The 18058-nt window shown below is 69.2% G+C and carries 19 protein-coding genes; 10 read left to right on the top strand and 9 right to left on the bottom strand.

Features of this window, described 5'->3' with window-relative positions; genetic code table 11:
• Positions 1–69 precede the first annotated feature (69 nt).
• Positions 70–837, top strand: a complete 768-nt coding sequence (locus WCD74_RS28625) for a glycoside hydrolase family 16 protein (protein WP_337698328.1) — start codon at positions 70–72, stop codon at positions 835–837.
• On the opposite strand, the gene WCD74_RS28620 is transcribed toward WCD74_RS28625, so the two are convergent.
• The 4 genes from WCD74_RS28620 to WCD74_RS28605 form a co-directional block, all read right to left on the bottom strand.
• Positions 809–1348 (bottom strand): ester cyclase, encoded by a 540-nt coding sequence (locus WCD74_RS28620; RefSeq protein ID WP_337698327.1) that lies wholly within the window; start codon positions 1346–1348, stop codon positions 809–811. The two genes, WCD74_RS28625 and WCD74_RS28620, sit on opposite strands and share 29 nt — an antisense overlap.
• A 220-nt stretch (positions 1349–1568) precedes the next feature.
• Positions 1569–2015 (bottom strand): MerR family DNA-binding protein, encoded by a 447-nt coding sequence (locus tag WCD74_RS28615; RefSeq protein WP_337698326.1) that lies wholly within the window; start codon positions 2013–2015, stop codon positions 1569–1571.
• Positions 2016–2167: 152 nt separating this feature from the next.
• The gene (locus WCD74_RS28610; protein ID WP_337698325.1) at positions 2168–2911 is read right to left on the bottom strand and encodes a GAF and ANTAR domain-containing protein; all 744 of its coding nucleotides are present in this window, start codon (positions 2909–2911) and stop codon (positions 2168–2170) included.
• Positions 2912–3427: 516 nt separating this feature from the next.
• On the bottom strand, positions 3428–3751 hold the full coding sequence (locus WCD74_RS28605; RefSeq protein WP_337698324.1) for a hypothetical protein: 324 nt from the start codon (positions 3749–3751) through the stop codon (positions 3428–3430).
• Positions 3752–4506: 755 nt separating this feature from the next.
• Between WCD74_RS28605 and WCD74_RS28600 the strand changes: the two genes are divergently transcribed.
• A complete protein-coding gene (locus tag WCD74_RS28600; RefSeq protein WP_337698323.1) occupies positions 4507–5625 on the top strand; it encodes a rep family protein in 1119 nt (372 codons plus the stop codon).
• Positions 5626–6762: 1137 nt separating this feature from the next.
• Complete coding sequence (locus WCD74_RS28595) at positions 6763–8601, top strand: AAA family ATPase (protein ID WP_337698322.1); 1839 nt, start codon at positions 6763–6765, stop codon at positions 8599–8601.
• On the opposite strand, the gene WCD74_RS28590 is transcribed toward WCD74_RS28595, so the two are convergent.
• Together WCD74_RS28590 and WCD74_RS28585 are read right to left on the bottom strand one after the other, a co-directional pair.
• Positions 8525–9235 carry an HAD family hydrolase gene (locus tag WCD74_RS28590; RefSeq protein WP_337698321.1) on the bottom strand — a complete coding sequence of 237 codons (711 nt, stop codon included), beginning with the start codon at positions 9233–9235 and terminating at the stop codon, positions 8525–8527. The two genes, WCD74_RS28595 and WCD74_RS28590, sit on opposite strands and share 77 nt — an antisense overlap.
• On the bottom strand, positions 9232–10092 hold the full coding sequence (locus WCD74_RS28585) for a GntR family transcriptional regulator (RefSeq protein WP_337698320.1): 861 nt from the start codon (positions 10090–10092) through the stop codon (positions 9232–9234). Before WCD74_RS28585 ends, WCD74_RS28590 begins: the two co-directional genes overlap by 4 nt.
• Before the next feature lie 129 nt (positions 10093–10221).
• On the opposite strand from WCD74_RS28585, the gene WCD74_RS28580 reads away from it, so the two are divergent.
• From WCD74_RS28580 to WCD74_RS28550, 7 genes are read left to right on the top strand one after another with little or no spacing between them, the layout of a single operon-like run.
• The gene (locus WCD74_RS28580) at positions 10222–10626 is read left to right on the top strand and encodes a hypothetical protein (RefSeq protein WP_337698318.1); all 405 of its coding nucleotides are present in this window, start codon (positions 10222–10224) and stop codon (positions 10624–10626) included.
• Between the two features lie 3 nt (positions 10627–10629).
• A complete protein-coding gene (locus WCD74_RS30015; protein WP_373696148.1) occupies positions 10630–10992 on the top strand; it encodes a WhiB family transcriptional regulator in 363 nt (120 codons plus the stop codon).
• A complete protein-coding gene (locus WCD74_RS28570; protein ID WP_337698317.1) occupies positions 10992–12245 on the top strand; it encodes a hypothetical protein in 1254 nt (417 codons plus the stop codon). Before WCD74_RS30015 ends, WCD74_RS28570 begins: the two co-directional genes overlap by 1 nt.
• Positions 12242–12472 carry a hypothetical protein gene (locus WCD74_RS28565; RefSeq protein ID WP_337698316.1) on the top strand — a complete coding sequence of 77 codons (231 nt, stop codon included), beginning with the start codon at positions 12242–12244 and terminating at the stop codon, positions 12470–12472. Before WCD74_RS28570 ends, WCD74_RS28565 begins: the two co-directional genes overlap by 4 nt.
• Entirely contained in the window at positions 12469–12819 is a 351-nt protein-coding gene (locus tag WCD74_RS28560; protein ID WP_337698315.1) for a hypothetical protein, read from the top strand. The genes WCD74_RS28565 and WCD74_RS28560 overlap by 4 nt, the downstream gene beginning before the upstream one ends.
• Positions 12820–12822: 3 nt before the next feature.
• On the top strand, positions 12823–13032 hold the full coding sequence (locus tag WCD74_RS28555; protein WP_337698314.1) for a helix-turn-helix transcriptional regulator: 210 nt from the start codon (positions 12823–12825) through the stop codon (positions 13030–13032).
• Positions 13029–14423 carry a site-specific integrase gene (locus WCD74_RS28550; protein WP_337698313.1) on the top strand — a complete coding sequence of 465 codons (1395 nt, stop codon included), beginning with the start codon at positions 13029–13031 and terminating at the stop codon, positions 14421–14423. Before WCD74_RS28555 ends, WCD74_RS28550 begins: the two co-directional genes overlap by 4 nt.
• Positions 14424–14556: 133 nt before the next feature.
• On the opposite strand, the gene WCD74_RS28545 is transcribed toward WCD74_RS28550, so the two are convergent.
• From WCD74_RS28545 to mshA, 3 genes are all read right to left on the bottom strand, one after another.
• Positions 14557–16137 (bottom strand): AMP-binding protein, encoded by a 1581-nt coding sequence (locus tag WCD74_RS28545; protein ID WP_337698312.1) that lies wholly within the window; start codon positions 16135–16137, stop codon positions 14557–14559.
• 73 nt (positions 16138–16210) lie between these two features.
• The gene (locus tag WCD74_RS28540; RefSeq protein ID WP_337698311.1) at positions 16211–16690 is read right to left on the bottom strand and encodes a type III secretion system chaperone family protein; all 480 of its coding nucleotides are present in this window, start codon (positions 16688–16690) and stop codon (positions 16211–16213) included.
• A complete protein-coding gene (gene mshA / locus WCD74_RS28535) occupies positions 16687–18000 on the bottom strand; it encodes a D-inositol-3-phosphate glycosyltransferase (RefSeq protein ID WP_337698310.1) in 1314 nt (437 codons plus the stop codon). The genes WCD74_RS28540 and mshA overlap by 4 nt, the downstream gene beginning before the upstream one ends.
• Positions 18001–18058: the final 58 nt, after the last annotated feature.

The raw sequence follows: 18058 nt of genomic DNA, 5'->3' as shown, positions 1-18058 counted from the left end.
TACCTGCACGAACGAGTCGTTCGTTCCGGCTCGGGGAGGGTGTCGGTGGCCCGCCCTACGCTGCGCGGCATGGGCACGACGTTCGACGAGACCTTCGACGGCCCCGGCCTCGACACCGCGGTCTGGACGCCCGCCTACCTGCCCGCGTGGAGCTCGCGCGCGGCCGCGGCGGCCACCTACGCCCTGACCGACGACGGGCTGCACCTGACGATCCCGGACGACCACCCGGTCTGGTGCCCGGACCTGCACGAGCCGCCCCTGCGCGTCTCGGCCGTGCAGTCCGGCAACCGGTCCGGCCCCGTGGGCAGCACCGACGGACAGCAGCCGTTCCGGGAGGGCCTGCTCGTGCGCGAGGAACAGCCGGAGGTCCGCGGCTTCGTGCCGCACCTCGGGCGGATCGAGGTCGAGTGCCGCGCGACGCTGGGGCCGCGCTCGATGTTCTCGGCGTGGATGATCGGCATGGAGGACCGCCCGGAGCGCTGCGGCGAGATCTGCCTGGTCGAGGTGTTCGGCGACGCGATCGGCGAGGACACCGCGGTGCTCGCCACCGGCCTCCATCCGTTCCGCGATCCCGCCCTGGTCGAGGAGTTCTCGGCCGACCCGCACCGCGTCGACGTCGCGGAGTTCCACTGGTACGCCGTGGACTGGCGGGCCGACGGCGTCGACTTCCTGGTCGACGACCACGTCGTCCGCCGCTCGGTCCAGTCCCCGGACTACCCGATGCTGCTGATCCTGGCCGTCTTCGACTTCCCCGACCGCGCGGTCCCCGGCCGCCCCGACCCGACGCCGGAGCTGGTGGTGCGGCGGGTCAGCGGTGCGGCGCCGCAGCCTCGGTAGCGCGCGCCCGCCGCCGCGCGAGGAGCATCTGCACGAGGTAGACCGGGCTCGGCGGGGTCCAGCCGAGCTGCTCGCCCTGGCCCTGGTCGTCGCGGTTGGCCCAGTGCTCGGCGATCAGACCCTCCCGCATGCGGAACCAGTGGGTCTGCGTCACCGCGAACGACCGTCCGCGGGGCGGGAAGACCACCTTCACCGCGGCGTCCTCGTCGTACACCGTGAACGGCCCGGTCTGGCGCCCGCTCATGGTCGTGTGCAGGACGACGAGCTCGCCCTCCTGCACCGCGTCGTGGACCTCCCAGTGCAGGTCGGAGTAGGCCTCGCGCAGCCAGAGGGCGGTGGCGTGGGTCGCCTCGGGTCCGGTCCCGCGGGTGGCCTCCGGTTCGTCCTTGGCCTCGCGGTTCGTGGCGTCGGCCCGGTACACCTCGGCCATCTCCTCGACGGTCCCGGTCGCCATCAGGGCCAGGGAGCGGGCGCACGTCGCCTTGTCACCCGTCAGCGTGGTCGCGGCCATCGCAGCCTCCCGTGGACGTGGTCGGACGCACCCAGCGTGACGGACAGCGGTGACCGACGGGAAGTCCTGGCCGGCCACCACTTCCGTCGGCGTACGCGACGCCACCTTGAGTCACGAGACGTGCCCGCCGCCGCGCACGGCGGCGGGCACGAGCCGGGGTGTCAGCAGCAGTCGCACGAGCTGCAGTCACAGGTCGGGTCCTCGCAGCAGGGACAGGCGGTCAGATCGAGCATGCGTCACACCTCCCCTCGGTGAGCCGATGGTCGGGTGGGCACCAGGTGCCGGGCACCGGGTCCGGGCAGGTCGCGCTCGGCAGCTGGTCCGCCATCGCGACGAGGTCGGCCCGCAGCCGGGCCAGCCGCTCCATCTCGGCGTCGATCTCCGCGACCCGGCTGCGCAGGAGCGGCTCAGCAGGCTCGCAGGGGCACTCGCCGGTGTCGCGCACCGCGAGCAGGTTCCGGATGTCCGCCAGCCGCAGTCCCAGCCGCTGAGCGCCCCGGATGAACTGCACCCGGTCGACGGCGAGGGCGTCGTACCGACGATGGTCCCCGCTGGTGCGGGCCGGTGGCGGCATCAGCCCGACGCGCTCGTAGTAGCGCACGGTGTCCGGGCGCAGGCCGGTGCGCGCCGCCAGGTCGGAGATGGTGAGCGGGCCCGCGTCCGTCATGAGCAGACGCTAGAACCTGGAGCCGGGTCCAGGGTCAAGCACGAATCGGCCGCCGTCGTGATTGCTGCCAGGACGTCGCCTCGCGGGCCCGGAGGTCCTTACGCCCTACCTGACCGCCGGCGACGAGTCACAGCGGGACGGGCGCTCGGAGGTCAGCGGCGGTCGCTGCGTGGACCACCGTTCCCGCGTCGTTCGCGTGCTTCCTCGACGAGCCAGTGGGCGACGTCGACGAGCTTGATGTTGGTGTCCTGCGAGGAGCCGACGAGCATCTGGAAGGCCTCGTCGTCGTCGACGGTGAAGCGTTCCATGAGAATGCCCTTGGCCTGCCCGATCTTGTCGCGGCTCTCCAGCGCCTGTCCGAGGTAGCTGGCGTGCTCGGCGCCGTGGAGCAGCGTCGCCGCCTGGATGCCGAACAGGCCGCCCGTCAGCTCGGCCGAGGCGTCGAAGATGTCGGGGTCGTGGCCGTAGAGGTTGAGCGCCGAACGACGGCGACCCTGCAGGGACAGCTGCACCGACATCAGCGACCGGAATCCCGCCTCGACGCAGCGTGGGGCGAACGCCGGCCAGCGACTCGCGTCGGCACCCGCCAGGTCGTTGGCGGTCACGACCCCGGCCAGCGGCGGGTCGTCGGCGGCGGTGATGCAGGGTCCCTGGCCGAGTTCGGACTGGAGCTGGTCGAGCTCGAAGATGTGGTCGTCGGTGGCGTGCGTGGAGCGAACCGTGTTCTCTTCCGTGCGCGAGATACCACCGCCGACCACGCCGGGGATGGTCGCCACCGCGGCGTGCATCAGCTTGTCGACCGTGGTCTCCAGGTCGCGGATGCTGCGGTTGTCGGTGAGATGCTCGGCGGCCCGGCGCAGTGCCTTGACCAGCTGTTCGTCCTCCGCGTCCTGCATGGACTCGCCTGCCTCCTGATGCTGGAAGGCGCCGGGAACGAGCCGAGTCCGACTCGGGCCGGCAGAGCAGGCCGTGTGGTCGACCCTCGACCGAAACCGTACAAGCACTTCGCACGGTGTCTAGTTCTCGGCTCCACCAGCATCAACCCGACTCGAGGAGAGGGCTACTCGACCGCGCTTGCCCCCTCGGAAGACGAGCCGTTGAGGTGCTCGTGCAGCCATGCTTCGACGGCGGGAGCCAGGACCTGGCCCTCCTCATCGGCACAGCCCTTCACGACGAGGCGGTCAGCTCTCGTGTGGAGAGCGATCTCCTCTCGCCGTTCGGCCTCGAACCGCTCTGCCCGCTCCGGGGTCAGCAGAGACAGGAGGCCAGTCAGAGTCACGGGTTGGGGCACGCAAAGCTCCCTCGCGGTCACGATCGACCATGTCGGCAATGGGCCGGCACGACGTGTGGACCGGAAGATTCATGGTCCCCGTCCCCACCGGAGCACTACACGTGGCCCCAGTCACCGAGCGTCACAGCACCTCGCGGTGGGTGCTGACGTCGCGGCCGAGGACCTGCTCCTGGCGGTCGAGCACGGCGGCGTAGTCGGCGCGGGCCTGCTCGACGGTGGTGCCCGTGGTGGCGGCGATCTGTTCCCAGCTGCTCCCGTCGCGGCGGGCGGCGTAGGCGGCCTGCCACTGCCAGCCGGTGAGCAGTTCGACGAGCTCCCGGCTGTCCCGGAGGGCGTCGAGGGCGCTGACGGCCGGCTCCCCTGCTTCGTGCCCGGGGACGTCGGTCATGACGTGGTGGGCGTTCCACTGCTGCCAGGTGTCGAGGAGGGCGGCGAGGTTGGGCATGGGGGCCTCCGGTGGTGTGCCGTGTCGGCGGCGGGCGCTGTGGGTGGGGCCGTCCCCGGCTCCACCGCGCCTGCGGCCCGTTCGGCCGTCGGAGGCTCACCAGCAAGGGAGGAAGCAAACGATCTTCACCGCCCCTCCCCCGTAGCCGCCGGGTCGTCGTCTGCTGGCGGGGAAGATGGTTTGCGGCCCTTGCTGGTGAGGGACGGCCGGGCAAACTCGGCCGCCGCCGACACGGCAGCCCGGCGCAGCCGGTTCTACTGCTCCCGTCGTGGCCGCGCGGCCCTGAGCCGCCCTACGCCGCGTCACGGGCTCGTGGGCGCTGTGCCCTGTGCTCGAGCTGGGCTCGTGGTCCTGGTGCTCGCTGTCGTCGCGCTGCTTGGTGCTGTCGTCGCGTGGGTGCCGGGCCCCCGGGCTGGGCGCGCGCCCCGGGTCGAAGACAGGAGGGGTGGCGTGCCCGGCCCGCAGGGGCCGGGCACCCCTGGCGCGTCAGCGCCGGCCCCGCTCACGGCTGGCGGTGCCCGGTGACCCGGCCCGCTCTCGGTAAAGGGGCAACAACTCTTCGACCCGCACCCACCACGCCCAGGCGGCGTCGTCGGGAGTCGTGCCAGCCGCGCACCCCGGAGCAGGTGTCAGGAGCGCAGGAGCGGCGCGCGAACCGGTGGGCTCGTCGGGCGCAGGTGCGTCGGATCAGCAGCCTCAAGCGGGTCCGGTATTGCGGGCACGCCATGAACCCCGACTCCGGGGTCACCCTCGGGGTGATCACGAACCCGGACGGGACCCGCACCGCGGCCTACGGCGGGCTGAAGACGTGCGGCTCGGTCTGGTCCTGCCCGGTGTGCGCGGCGAAGATCGCCACCCGCCGCGCTGACGATCTCGCGACCGTGATGCGCGCCGTCGACGAGCTGGGCGGGTCGGCGTTCCTGCTGACCCTGACGATGCGCCACACCCGCGCGGACCGTCTCGGGATGTCCCGCGACGAGCGCCGGACCGCTGACCGGCTCGCCGAGGAGCACCGCGACCTCAAGCTAGCCCACGCCAACGGCTGGGACCACGTCACCGCCGACCAGGTCCAGGCCGCCAAGGACACCCACGCCGCGTTCCTCGAGGAGAAGGCCGGCTGCTGGGACGTTCTCGGGTACGCGTGGTCCGCGGTCACCTCCGGGTCGTCGTGGCAGGCCGACGTGCAGCTCTTCGGTGGGCTGCTGGGCTGGGCCCGCGCAGTGGAGGTCACCCACGGCGTCAACGGGTGGCACGTGCATGTCCATGTGTTGCTCTGCTTCCGCGAGCAGGTCTCCGCCGACTTGGCCGCTGCCGCGCTCGGGCCGCGCATCTTCGGCCGCTGGAACCGCGCGCTGCTGCGGCGTGGGTTCTCCGCCTCGGAGGAGCACGGGTGGGACCTGCGCCGCGCGCAGCTCGGGGACGGGGACCTGGCGGACTACTTCACCAAGATGGCCCATGAGGTCACGAGCGGGCACCGCAAGGAAGCCCGGCGCCACGGCGGACGGACCCCGATGCAGCTACTCGTCGACGCCGTCGAGACCTACGAAGAGACCGCGGTCTACCGCTGGTGGGAGTGGGAGACCGCCTCCGACGGCCGCCGCCAACTCACGTGGTCCACTGGAACCCGCGACCTCCGCGCCGTCGCCGGCCTCGGGCGCGAGGCCACCGACGAAGAGATCGCCGACGACGAGCAAGACGCCGAGGCTCGCGTCGCGGTTTCGCCGAGGGGCTGGCGCTGGCTGCTACAGGCGGGTAATGCAGCAGAACTGTTGGCTGTCGCCGAAGCGGATGGCCTAGACCGGGCCATGTGCTGGCTATCGCAACAGTCGAAAGTCCCCTACGGACTAGACTACGAGACGCCACGTGCCCAATAATGCAACTAGAGGATGGCTGCGACCGGAGTTCCTCGACTCTAATTAGGGAGCCGAAGCCTGACAAGGGGGAGCGTGCGCCGCAAGAGTCGGAGAGTCAGACGCTTTGAACGTACAGTCAAGATCATAGCGCGCACTCCATCTCGAATAGAAATTGATGCGCTCGAATTTGCTCGATACAATCAAAAGCGGTATTTGTTCGTATCCTTTACTGCCTATCTGGCCCTCGCGACACTCTACCTACACAGCGTTGCACCGCCGGCCAGGCCACCAATAATCGACGATATAGCTGGGCTACTCAGAACCAGCTTTCCTTCTCTCTCGCTTTCAGGCCTGCCAAACGAAGAGCAGCCAGATCTTTTTGTTGCGCTCGGCTACTTGTTCCACGCGCTACTGTATTCAGTTTTCGCTATCGGGTTGTACCAGTTATTCATTCTACGACTTTTCAAGAGCATGGAGAGTGCGCACTTACGAACATCGGGTCAGATCTATCAGATTCTTGAGAAGCTTTCTAAAGTGCGGGAGGCTGACTTCGACATGCGATTCAAGGCGGGAAGTCTCGGCTCGTACTCGTTAGCGGTCGGAAACCTAAGAGGAGAGCTGAAGCGGGAAAGCACCTCGCTGTGCCGTGGCTTTGCCCAGACGGCTGGCCTCCCCCGCAGGGACGGACTCGAGGAACCCTGGACTCGGCTTGTTAGGCTGCTTGAATGGTCTCTCGCGAAGCCGACTACCCGACTTGAGGTAGCGACCGAGGGATGCGTTCAGGCTCTGATAGGAATTCACTCGCGCGATCGCCCTGCAGAACCACTTGATATTGAAATACCAGACACTCCGGGGCGGTCCCTCCGACGCTGGCGGAGTGTGTTATCTCGATTTCGTCGCGACGTTGCGATTCCCATTTTGATAGGGGTTTCCATTGCAGGTGCCGCTGCACTCTTTCGACTCTTGTTCGGCGGCTAGGTTCGCTCGTCCGACGGCTTGACAATCAAGAACGCACGCGCTCGAATAGTCGCGTTGCCGTGCCTGTCGGAGATGCAGCGTCGCCTTCAGTAACATGCAATGAAGGGATCGCCCTGACTCACCTTTGATGCTGTCCCACTCGTCAGTTGCTAGAGGATACGAGATAGGGGTTGACAAAAAGTGCAGTTTGAGTTCGTCCACCGCTATAAGTCGATAGTGAGTGTTCCCACTTCTGAAGACGTTGGATCATTCGTAGTTCTCACCGGCGTCAATGGTTCGGGGAAGTCGCACTTGCTGTCCGCCCTGGAGCAAGGTGCGATCACCATCGTCGGGGCAAGCAAGCCGCCTCATGTTGGCGTGCGCACCTTTCGCCTCTCCGAGTTGATGGCAGACCCTCCCGCCCAAGACACACCGAAGAATCATGCCGAGCGCTGGGCCAATATCGCAACACAGATTCGCTCTTGGGCTGAGCAGAACCCTGGCCTGCAGCCTGAGCAGCGCGAAGCGTTTGTCATCCAAAATTTAAAGCAGAGCCGGCTTGTAAGTGAGGCAGCGTTGCTCGAGCTCCTCGACTATAGGGATGGATTTCTTCACGAGTTTGAATTCGACGATATCCGGGAAGCACTTCCCCTCAACTTTGAAGAGCTTGACCCGTTTAAAGCATCTCTGTCTACCGTCTTCGGCACCTACTATGCGCGCCGTGAGCAGCATCGTCAGTACGAATACCGTAATCATCGCTACAACGATCCGACTCCCTTTCTGAACGACGAAGAGTTCGCCGCGAAGTACGGTCCGCCGCCGTGGGAATTGATGAACGATACCCTCGAACGCATTGGCTTGCATTACGAATTCAGGGAGCCTGCCGGAATACCGGAGAATGTTCCGTACCAGCCCAAGCTTCGTGACCGGGGAAGCGGACTTGAGGTTCCCGTGGAGGAGTTATCCACGGGAGAACGCACCTTATTGAGCGTCGCACTAGCCCTCTACACAGGTCAATCCGACACAGCCGAGCTACGAATGCCTGAAACGCTCTTGCTTGATGAGGCTGATGCGAGCCTCCATCCGGAAATGATTCAGTCTCTGCTGTCCGTCATCGACGGAGTTTTTGTTCGTAGACACTCAGTCAATGTAATCATGACTACACACTCCCCAACGACCGTTGCGCTCGCACCGGAGCAGTCGCTATACCTAATGCAGAAGTACGCCGTCCCGCGCATGGTCTCGGTAGGGAGAGACCGAGCGTTGGCAAGCCTCACTGTCGGCCTTCCTACCCTCAGCATCCGTCAAGAGAATCGGTTAACAGTCTTGACCGAAGCCGAGAGCGACGCTACGTGCTATGAAGCAGTCTATCGGAGAATCAGGAACCGTTTAAGTAGTCCCTTCTCTCTGACCTTCGTGCCCTCCGGTCTCGGGAGCGAGAACGCCGGGTCTAGCGTCGAGGTGATTAGGCTTGTACAAGCATTTAGAACTAATGGGAACGATCGCGTCGTCGGTATTGTTGATCGCGATAAGAGGCAAGGGGCGCCAGACGGAATCGTCTACAGCTCCGAGCGCTACTCCCTTGAGAATCACATCCTCGATCCACTCCTAGTCGGGACCCTGCTGCTCGCCCTTAATTTTCGTAAGCCTGAAGATTTGGGCCTCGCGGAGAACGCGCGCCACTTCTCGCTAGACCCTGAGCAGGCACAGCTGGTTGTTGACAGTGTTTCCAACGCTCTCGGAAGCGGATACTCCGATGCCGAGCGCGTCGCCACTACCTATACAGGCGGCTTCTCGCTCGAAATTCCAAAGAAGTTTATTGATGGCAACGGGCACGAGATAGAGAAACGATATGTTGAAACGTTCGAGGAACTTAAACGATTCAAAGGACAGACGAAGAGGGAGGTAGTGAGTATCGCAGTCCGTGACTGCGTCGAACACCTGCCCTTGTCAGTGCTTAAGCTCATCGAAAGTCTGGCTCTTGTGCCGGCCGGGCCCGGTTCTCCAACGGAAGCTGGACGACCTCAAACATCGAATTAATATGGCTCCGTGTATCGATCTCTCCGCCGAGGAAAGATCGCAACTTGCTCGGCCTGTTTGCTAAGAAGATGGCTGGCACCAGTTGAGCTCCAGCAGCCTGGATGTCACCCAAGCTGTCGCCAATCATTACGCACTCATGGACCGAGGCCCCGCGTTCGACGATGGCGCGGCGAAGGAGGAATGGGTTGGGCTTAAGTAGCTCTGGCTCGGGGTGTTGGCGGGAGCACACCCCGGTGACGAGGTGCTGCAAGCCGCGGTCGACGAGGAAGGCCTCGACGGCGGCCTGGGAGTTGTTGCTGACGATGGTGACGGTGCGCCCGGTAGTGCGGAACGCCTCTAGGGCCTCGACTGCGCCAGGAGTGATGGGGGCAGTACGCACGGCCTCGATCTCCAGCTCGGTCAGCTTGGCCTCGGCTGCGACGAGGGTGTCTCGGCCCCGTTCGGCGAACACGGTGAGCAGGGCGAGGGGGTCGGTGCCGATGGCCTCGTCGGGCAGCCTCGCGTCGATGGCCTCGGCGAGCCGGCGGGCGACCACTGCTGCGGGGAGTTCGCCGAAGACGCTGCAGACGGGGCCGTCGAAGTCGAGCAGGACATGACGGACCGGGGCCATGACCTCGGCGAGGGTGCGGGTCACGTCGCGGCCTCGTAGGGGCGGGCGACGGTGTCCCACACCGACTCGAACCACAGGATGGCCTGGCGGACCTGGTGGGAGTTCATCGACTCGGGGTCGGTGTCGAGGGTGTGGCTCATCAGGACGGTGTCCTTGCCCATGAGGTCCCACATCTTGGTGGGCTCGCCGGCCAACGTGACCTCGTGCTCGACGACGGGGTAGTAGCCGAAGAACACCTCGGCGCCGTTGAGGACGTAGACCTTGAACATCGGCACCGAGGGCATCACCCGGACCTCGGCGACCGCGTCGGGGACGAGGCCGAGTTCGCGCAGCTCGTTGACCTGGTCCACGACGGCGAGGGTGTGCCGGGACATGATCCCGGTGGCGCGCTTGCGGAACGCCGGACTGTCTTCCAGGTCGTCCACCTGCGCGGGGAGTGCCCACGGCCTCGTGGGGTCGGGGACGATCAGCCGGACCCGGATCGAGTCGGGGCGTAGCCGCCCGGCCCGGATCTGGTCGAGCGGCTCGGAGATCGCGCCGTGGAGGGTCTCCCCGGAGAACCCAGCGAAGTCGACGGTCACCACTGACTCGTTGAACGCCCGCTCCAGGTGCGGCCGCAATCCGACGGGTCGCTCGGCGCGCTGGCGCACGAACACCCCGGAGCCCTGCCGGGACACGACCAGGCCCTCGTCGCGCAGCAGCCGGATCGCCTGCTGCACGGTCATCCGGGCCACGCCGTAGCGCTTGGCCAGCTCCGCCCCTGAAGGCAGCTTCTCCCCCGGGCTGAGGATGCGGGTGAGGATCGAGGCCCGCAGCGCGTTCGCGACCTGCTGGTAGGGCGGGCGCGGGTCGTTCGGGTCCAGGCCCTCCAGGTCGGTCATTTCCCCAGCGTATGGCCGTGACCCCATTGTTGCCTAGGCAGGTCAGCCATCTCGTAGACATGGCTAGCCATGCTGTGTCACTCTGTACATGGCTAGCCAAGCTGGCTAGGTCAGTGTCAGGAGGACACCGTGACGAACCTGTTCCAGGTCGACGCCCCGCTCGACTCCACCGCGATCAACGCCGTGACCACCGGGCACGTCGCGCCAGTGATGGCCTGGGAGGACACCGCCCAGGGCCGCCGCCCGGGTACCACCCCGGAGCTCGACGAGGCCACCGGCGCCCCGTTCCAGGTCATCGACGTGATGCTCCCGCTCGGACGGGACGGGCGCCCGGAGCTGTTCGGGGTCCGGTTCGCCTCCCACGAGGTCCCCGACCTCCCGCCGTACTCGCCGGTGGAGCTGGTCGGGTTGCGGATCAAGGTCCGCGGGTCGCGGCAGGGCAAGGGCGTCGACGTCTCCTTCACCGCCGACACCGTGCGCCCCGCCGGGCCGCAGCGCACCGGCCGCCGCTCCGCCGACTCCGAGGCGGCGTGACCCATGGGCTGGCAGACCGACGCGGCGTGCCGCGACACCGACCCCGAACTGTTCTTCCCCGCCTCAGACGACGACAACTCCGTGCTCGTCGCCCGCCACCGCATCGCCGTCGCCCCCATCTGCGGGCGCTGTCCCGTCGCCACCGACTGCCTCCGGTGGGCGCTGGACACCGGGCAGGACCACGGCCTGTGGGCGGCCACCACCCCCACCGACCGGCGCGCGATCCGCCGCGCCCGCCTTGCCGGCGTCCCGGACCCGGTCGCCGACGACGAGCCGTTGTGTGGCGGGTGCGCGCTGCTGTTCCCGATGCCCGCCGTCGACGGGGAGCTGTGTTCGCGCTGCTCGGAGCGCAAGGAGGCCGCCTGATGGCCACCGACCACACGCCCGCGATGCGGGAGCCGGTGCGCTGGTACACCGGCGGCCCGAGCGGCGCGCGGCGTCTGATCAACCGGCTCCGGGCCCGGGTCGCCGAGCAACAGCGCCTCGAGGCCCACCGCTTCCTCGAGGCCGACATGCGCGGACTGTGGCGCGAAGCGTGCGCCGGGGTCGGGCTGTGCCAGTACGTCGACAATGCCGCGGGGATGACCGTCCGCACCCCGCGCTTCGGCGGGCTGCGGGTCGGGCCGGCGGGGACGTCGTTCACCGTGGAGCTGATGCCCGGCGGCGAACCCGCCGACGTGGAGGCTCACGCCCTGCGTCTCGCCCACTCTCTCGGCTTCGCCGGGCTGCGCGTCGCCCCGCTCGGCGGCCGGTGGGTTCGAGTCGTGCTGTTCGAGGTCGACCCCCTCGCCTCGACCTTCGCCCTTCCGCACGACGTGGTGGGGCGGGCCGATGCTCCGATCCTGCTCGGCCGCCGCGAGGACGGCGCCCTCGTCGAGCACGCACTGGCCTCCCCGGGGCACATCGCGGTGCAGGGCCAGAACGGGTCCGGCAAGTCCCAGCTCTCCTACGGGCTACTCGCCCAGCTCGCCGCCGCCGCAGACGTCCTCATCTCCGGCTCGGACATCACCGGGCTCCTGCTCGGCCGCGCCTGGGACGGCACCGCCCACCGCGCCCACCAGGTCACCGGCTCCAAGGACCTCACCGCGCACGCCGCGCACCTCGACCGGCTCGTGGGTTGGATGGACGACCGCCTCGACACCATGCCGCCCCGCATCGACAACATCGCCCCGACGGTCCAGACGCCGCTGGTGCTCGTGGTCCTGGAGGAGTTCCCCGGCCTGCTCCGAGCCGCCCAGGCCAAGGACCGCAAGCTCGCCGAGCGCATCACCTCTGCCGTCCTGCGCCTCCTGTCCGAGGGGCGCAAGGCCGCGTTCCGGGTCCTGATGCTCGCCCAACGCTTCGAGGCCAACGCCGTTGGCGGTGGCTACGCCCGCGACCAGTTCGCCGTCCGGCTCTCCTTCCGCGTCCCCGCCGAGTCGCTCGCGATGCTGCACGGCGACGACGCCCGCCGCCTCGGCCCTGAGCACGCCAACACCGAGCCCGGGATCGCGTACCTGTCCGCCCCCGGCCAGGACTGCGTCCGTCTCCGCGCTCCCTACCTCGGCGGCTACGGCGCCTACTGCGACCGCATCACCCGCCACGGCCGCCGCGAGGACACCGAGGGGCGGGCGGCATGAACCTCGTCGCCCTGGTCCTCATATCCGGACTCGTCACCGCGCTGCTGGCCAAGAGCCACAAGGCCGGCCCCGCCGTCGTATTCGGGGTCGTCACCGTCTGCCTGCTCTTCGCCGCCGTACCCGCCCTCGGACCGGCGGTCACGAGCAGCACCGCCGAGTTCGCCCGCCAACTCGGCAGCGCCGCTGACCGCGCCGCCACCGTTCCCGACGAGGAGGTCCAGCGGTGAACACGATCGCCGAGCACGTCGAGCAGGCCGCCGAGCAGCTCCGCGCGGCCAACCACGCCACCCACGACGACCCGCTCGACGGACCATCAGCCGCCGTCGTCGTCGGCAACCTTCGGGAGCTGGTCGCCCGGCTCCCCCAACTCCTCGACCACCTCCGCCGCTCCGCCCGGCGCGCGGACTTCGCCGCGCACTACGACGACCGGCCCGGCGTCCCGGTCGTCCGCACCTTCGGGTTCGCGATGGACCACCTCGACGACTCCCGCCACCTCGCCGACGCGCTGCACGACCAGCTCGCCGCCGCGCACAACGACCTCGGCCACATCGGCCGTCACTTCGTGGAGGACTGAGCCATGACCGCGAACTCGCCGAAGATCAACCGCGACGAGCTGCTGAACGTGCGCCAGGTCCTCGAAGAGCTGGGTGGGCTGTCGAAGCACACGTTCTACGAGTGGCGGGAGCGTCGGGTCGCGCCGCCGTGCTTCCGGCTCCCGAACGGACAGCTCCGCGTCCGGCGCGGGGACCTGCTCGACTGGCTCGAAGCGCTCCGCGACGCGGCATGAGCGACGAGACGACGTTCCAGGTCCAGTTCTGGAAGCTGCGTAGGACCGAGGGCCGTCGTCGTCCTTGGGGCGTCCGCTGGGTGACGGCGGGCAAGGAGCACTCCGAGTCGTACACGACGAAGGCGCTCGCGGAGTCGTTCCGCTCGGAGCTGGTGCGCGCGGCCCGGTCCGGGGAGGCGTTCGACGTCGCGACCGGACTTCCGGCCACGACGATCCGCAAGCGGGGCGTGAACACGCTGCTCGAACTGGCCGTGGCCTACGTCGACCACGTCTGGTCGTCGGCGCCGCCGAACACCCGCCGGGCCGCGGTGGTGAACCTCGGTGCGATCGTCCCGGCCTTCGTCCGCGACCTCGACCACCCGCCCACGCCGGTCGAGCTGCAACGGCTCCTGACGACGCGGCTGCTCCCGCCCCCGCGCCGCGAGGAGACGCTGACGCCCGAGGAGCGCACGGCCGCCGCCTGGCTGCACCGGGCGTCCCGCCCCGTGACCGACCTCGCCGACTCCCTCGCGCTCGGCGCGCTGCTCCACGCCCTGGGCACTGCCGCCGATGGCCGCCCGGTCACCTCGAGCACCTGGGACAAGCGCCGCGCCGTCCTGCACCGGGTGGCCGGCTACGCCGTTGACACCGGCGTCCTGGCCACCAACCCCGTCACCGGCCGGCGCGCCGGGACCGGGCGGAAGAGCGAGGGCGTCGACCCCCGTGTGGTCGTGAATCCGGCGCAGGCCCGGCAGCTCCTCGCGGCCGCGACCTACGTCGGCGCCCGCAAGAGCCACGAGCGCGAGCGGGGTCGCCGGCTCTACGCGTTCTTCGCCTGCCTCTACTACGGCGGTCTGCGGCCCGGCGAGGCCCAGCAGCTCCGCGACACCGACGCCAAGCTCCCCGCCACCGGGTGGGGCGAGCTGCTGCTGTCCGGTTCACTCACCGACGTCAGCGGCCGGCACTTCGCGGACGGCGTGCGCGACCACACCCACCGCCCGCTCAAGCGCCGCCGCCGCGAAGACGTCCGACGCGTCCCGATCCCGCCCGCCCTCGTCGCGATCCTGCGGGCCCACCTCGACACCTACGGCACGGCCGCCGACGGCCGACTCTTCCCCGCCACGCTCACGGGAGGGCCGGTACCGACGGCGGTCTACACGCGCGTCTGGAAGCAGGCCCGCGAGATCGGCCTGACCCCGTCGCAGGCGGCGTCACCGATGGCGTCGCGGCCCTACGACCTCCGCCACGCGGCGCTGTCGTCCTGGCTCAACGCGGGCGTCCCGCCGACCGAGGTGGCCGAGCGAGCGGGCCACACGGTCGCTGTCCTGCTGTCGGTCTACGCGAAGTGCCTCGACGGCCAGCGGGACACCTTCAACGCCCGCATCTCCGCCCTCCTCGACCCGGAGGCGTGACCCACCGTGCTCCATCTGTCCCGCGCGACACGCCGACGAGCCGTCCCGAGCCACGACGCGTCACAACGGTGTCGCGTCGGGCCCGGGACGTCTCCCCTACTCAGATGGGCATCGCCCGTCGTCGGGGACCTGCCTAGCCGGCGTTCTCGCGCGCCCGGAGGTCCTTGCGCAGGATCTTGCCGGAGCCCGACTTCGGGATCTGGTCGATGAACTCCACGCGCCGGACCTTCTTGTGCGGGGCGATCCGGTCGGCGACGAAGGACATGACGTCGTCGGCCGAGAGCGACGCGTTCTGCTGCAGCACGACGAACGCCTTCGGGATCTCCTCGCCCTCGTCGTCCTTGACCCCGATCACGGCGGCGTCGGCGATGCCGTCGTTGGTCAGCAGCAGCGCCTCCAGCTCGGCCGGCGGCACCTGGTAGCCCTTGTACTTGATGAGCTCCTTGACCCGGTCGACGATGTAGAAGACGCCCTCGTCGGTCACCGTCGCGACGTCACCGGTGTGCAGGTAGCCGTCGTCGTCCAGCGTCGACGCGGTGGCCTCGGCGTTGTTGAGGTACTCGCGCATCACGTTCGGGCCCTTGACCCACAGCTCGCCGCGCGAGCCCTCCTCCCCGGTCTCCGGGTCGACGAGCTTGCACTCGATGTTCGGCAGCGCGACGCCGATCGAGGAGAGGTCCATGTCGGGCCGCTCCTCGGGCATGGCGTGGCTGACCGGCGAGAGCTCGGTCATCCCGTAGCCCTGGAAGACGGTGCAGTTGAGCCGCTTCGCGACCTTGTGCCCGAGGTCGGCGTCGAGCGCGGCAGCACCGGAGAAGACGACCTCGACGCAGTCGATGTCGTACTGCTCCACCATCGGGTGCTTCGCCAGGGCCACCGCGATCGGCGGGGCGATGTAGATCCGGTCGACCCGGTGCTCGGAGACGATCCGCAGGAACTCCGCGAGGTCGAACTTCGGCATCGTCACCACGGCCGCCCGGGTGTAGATGCCGTTGTTCATCATCACGGTCATGCCGTAGATGTGGAAGAACGGCAGCACCGCGAGGATCTTCGACTCGCTGGTCGTCTTCTGGATCTCCGCGAACTGCACGAGGTTCGCGACGAGGTTGCGGTGCGTCAGCACGACGCCCTTCGCCCGACCGGTCGTGCCCGACGAGTACGGCAGCGCGGCCACGTCGTCGCCGGAGATCTGCACCGAGGGCTTCTCGGCCGTCGTCGTCAGCAGGTCGGCCAGCGCGTTCTCGGGCAGCGGCGTCGACGCGTCGTCACGGGCGGCGTCGAGCAGCACGACCTCGGTGACGGCGAGCCCCTCCTCGCGTAGCGCGGCGCGGGCGCGGTCGAGGAACGGCGAGACGGTGACCAGCATCTTCGCGCCCGAGTCCCGGAGCTGGAAGGCCAGCTCGTCCGGGGTGTAGAGGGCGTTGACGGTGGAGACGGCGACGCCGGCGGCGAGGGCGCCGTGGAAGACGACCGGGTAGTACGGCGTGTTCGGGGCGAACAGCGCGATGACGTCCCCGCGGCCCAGGCCCCGCTCGCCGAGGGCGGCGGCGAAACGGTCGACCGCCGTCGCGACCTCGCCGAACGTCATCGTCCGGCCCGACGGCCCGTCGATCAGCGCGACCCGGTCCGCGTGCTCGCCGAGGTCGGAGAAGAGGAACTCGGGCAACCCGACGTCGGGGATCTCGACGTCGGCATACGGACTACGCACGGTCATGCAGCGGCTCCTCGGTCTGGGTCAGCTGGGTCACAACCTACCCAGCGGTACGACGAAGAGCACCCAGGATCACCTACGAATCGGACACCAGGTGCTGGAACGCCCGCAGGTTCGCCAGCGACTCCCCGCGCGACTCGCGCCAGGCCCACTCGCGCCGGATCGACGTCGCGAACCCCAGCTCGATGAGGGTGTTGAAGTCGCCGTCCGCGGCCTCGAGCACCTGCCCGAGGATGCGGTCGAGCTCGTCGTCGGTCACGGCGTCCCGCCCGACCCGCCCGACGAGGTGGATGTCGCCCACGTCGTCGAGGCAGTAGTGCACGCCGTAGAGCCGGACGTTGCGCTGCAGCAGCCAGCGGTAGACGCCCTCGAAGTTCTCGTCCGGGCGCCGGCACACGAACGCCTCGACCAGCAGCGCGTGCGGGGTGAGCACCAGCCAGCAGTTGGTCTGCAGCTTCTTGGTGCCGGGCAACGTCACGAAGAAGCTGTTCTCGTCGCGGCGCTGGTAGTCGAGCTCCCGCTCGGCGAGCGCGTCCACGATCACCTGCGCGCTCACACCGCCACCCCCTGCGGGGCCGCGACGCGGACGGCGGCCGCCTCGGCGTATGTGGCGAGCAGTGCGTCGGTGGTGCGGTCCCAGGAGAACGCCTGGGCGTGCTCGATCGCGCCGGCGGCCAGCCGGCCGCGCATCGACCGGTCGACCGCGGCCTGCTCCAGCGCCGAGGCCCAGGACGCGGCCGCGTGGTCGTCCACCAGCAGACCCGATCGGCCGTCGGCGACCGCCACCGGCAGCCCGCCGACCGCCGCCGCGACCACCGGCGTGCCGCAGGCCTGCGCCTCCAGCGCGACCAGGCCGAACGACTCGGAGTGGCTGGGGACCGCGACGACGTCGGCCGCGCGGTAGACCTCGGCCAGGGCGGCGCCGGCGCGTGGGGGCAGGAAGCTCACGACGTCGGTGATACCCAGTTCCGCGGCGAGGTCGACGAGCACCCGCGGCTGGGTGACGCCCGACCCGGACGGCCCGCCCACGACCAGCACCCGCAACCGGGACCGCAGATCCGGACGGCGGGCGATCATCTCCGCGGCCGCCCGCAGCAGGACGTCGGGGGCCTTGAGCGGCTGGATGCGCCCGACGAAGGCGAGCACGACGTCGTCGTCGCCGACCGGCGTCCCGATCTCCCGCGCGACGGCCGCGCGCGCCGCGGCCCGGTCGCGCCCCGGGGTGAAGGTCTCGAGGTCGACGCCGGGGGCGACGGTGCGCACCCGGTCGGGGTCGGCGTGGTACTCGGCGATCAGGGCCTCGGCCTCGGCCGGGGTGGACGCCACCAGGCGGTCGGCCTCGGCCACCACCTGCTCCTCGCCGACCAGCCGTCCCAACGGCTCGGGGGTGTCGCCCTCGGCCAGCGCGGCGTTCTTGACCTTCGCCAGCGTGTGCGCGGTGTGCACGAGCGGCACGCCCCAGCGGTCGCGCAGGAGCCACCCGACCTGTCCGGACAGCCAGTAGTGCGAGTGCACGACGTCGAACCACCCCGGCTCACGGCCCGCCTCGTCGCGCAGCACCCCGGCCGTGAACGCGCACAGCTGGCTCGGGAGGTCCTCCTTGCCCAGCCCGCCGAACGGCCCCGCGACCACGTGGCGCACCAGCACCCCGGGGGCGAGCTCCGCGACCGGCGGCAGGTCCGACGACGTCTGCCGGGTGAAGATCTCGACCTCGACGCCCCGCCGCGCCATCTCCTTCGCGGTCTGCACGACGTAGACGTTCATGCCGCCCGCATCGCCGGTGCCGGGCTGGGCCAGCGGGGAGGTGTGGACCGAGATCACCGCGACCCGGCGCGGTGCCCGCCGGACCGCCGCCAGGGAACCCACCGACCCCGTCGCTCTCGGTCTCGGCCGCGCCGCGGCCGTACCGTCCGTCGCCGTCCTC

The sequence above is a fragment of the Actinomycetospora aurantiaca genome, assembly GCF_037401875.1.
In the GTDB taxonomy this organism is placed as follows: Bacteria; Actinomycetota; Actinomycetes; order Mycobacteriales; family Pseudonocardiaceae; genus Actinomycetospora; species Actinomycetospora aurantiaca.
The sequence above is the reverse complement of the archived record's forward strand: the minus strand, read 5'-3'. Positions and strand labels throughout refer to the sequence as shown.

Excerpts from the sequence above, each read along its gene's own strand:
- WCD74_RS28555 (WP_337698314.1), top strand. The coding sequence starts at position 12,823 with ATGACCGCGAACTCGCCGAAGATCAACCGCGACGAGCTGCTGAACGTG.
- WCD74_RS30015 (WP_373696148.1), top strand. The coding sequence starts at position 10,630 with ATGGGCTGGCAGACCGACGCGGCGTGCCGCGACACCGACCCCGAACTG.
- WCD74_RS28605 (WP_337698324.1), bottom strand. The coding sequence starts at position 3,751 with ATGCCCAACCTCGCCGCCCTCCTCGACACCTGGCAGCAGTGGAACGCC.
- WCD74_RS28585 (WP_337698320.1), bottom strand. The coding sequence starts at position 10,092 with ATGACCGACCTGGAGGGCCTGGACCCGAACGACCCGCGCCCGCCCTAC.
- WCD74_RS28565 (WP_337698316.1), top strand. The coding sequence starts at position 12,242 with ATGAACCTCGTCGCCCTGGTCCTCATATCCGGACTCGTCACCGCGCTG.
- WCD74_RS28545 (WP_337698312.1), bottom strand. The coding sequence starts at position 16,137 with ATGACCGTGCGTAGTCCGTATGCCGACGTCGAGATCCCCGACGTCGGG.
- WCD74_RS28625 (WP_337698328.1), top strand. The coding sequence starts at position 70 with ATGGGCACGACGTTCGACGAGACCTTCGACGGCCCCGGCCTCGACACC.
- WCD74_RS28550 (WP_337698313.1), top strand. The coding sequence starts at position 13,029 with ATGAGCGACGAGACGACGTTCCAGGTCCAGTTCTGGAAGCTGCGTAGG.
- WCD74_RS28615 (WP_337698326.1), bottom strand. The coding sequence starts at position 2,015 with ATGACGGACGCGGGCCCGCTCACCATCTCCGACCTGGCGGCGCGCACC.
- WCD74_RS28610 (WP_337698325.1), bottom strand. The coding sequence starts at position 2,911 with ATGCAGGACGCGGAGGACGAACAGCTGGTCAAGGCACTGCGCCGGGCC.
- WCD74_RS28570 (WP_337698317.1), top strand. The coding sequence starts at position 10,992 with ATGGCCACCGACCACACGCCCGCGATGCGGGAGCCGGTGCGCTGGTAC.
- WCD74_RS28620 (WP_337698327.1), bottom strand. The coding sequence starts at position 1,348 with ATGGCCGCGACCACGCTGACGGGTGACAAGGCGACGTGCGCCCGCTCC.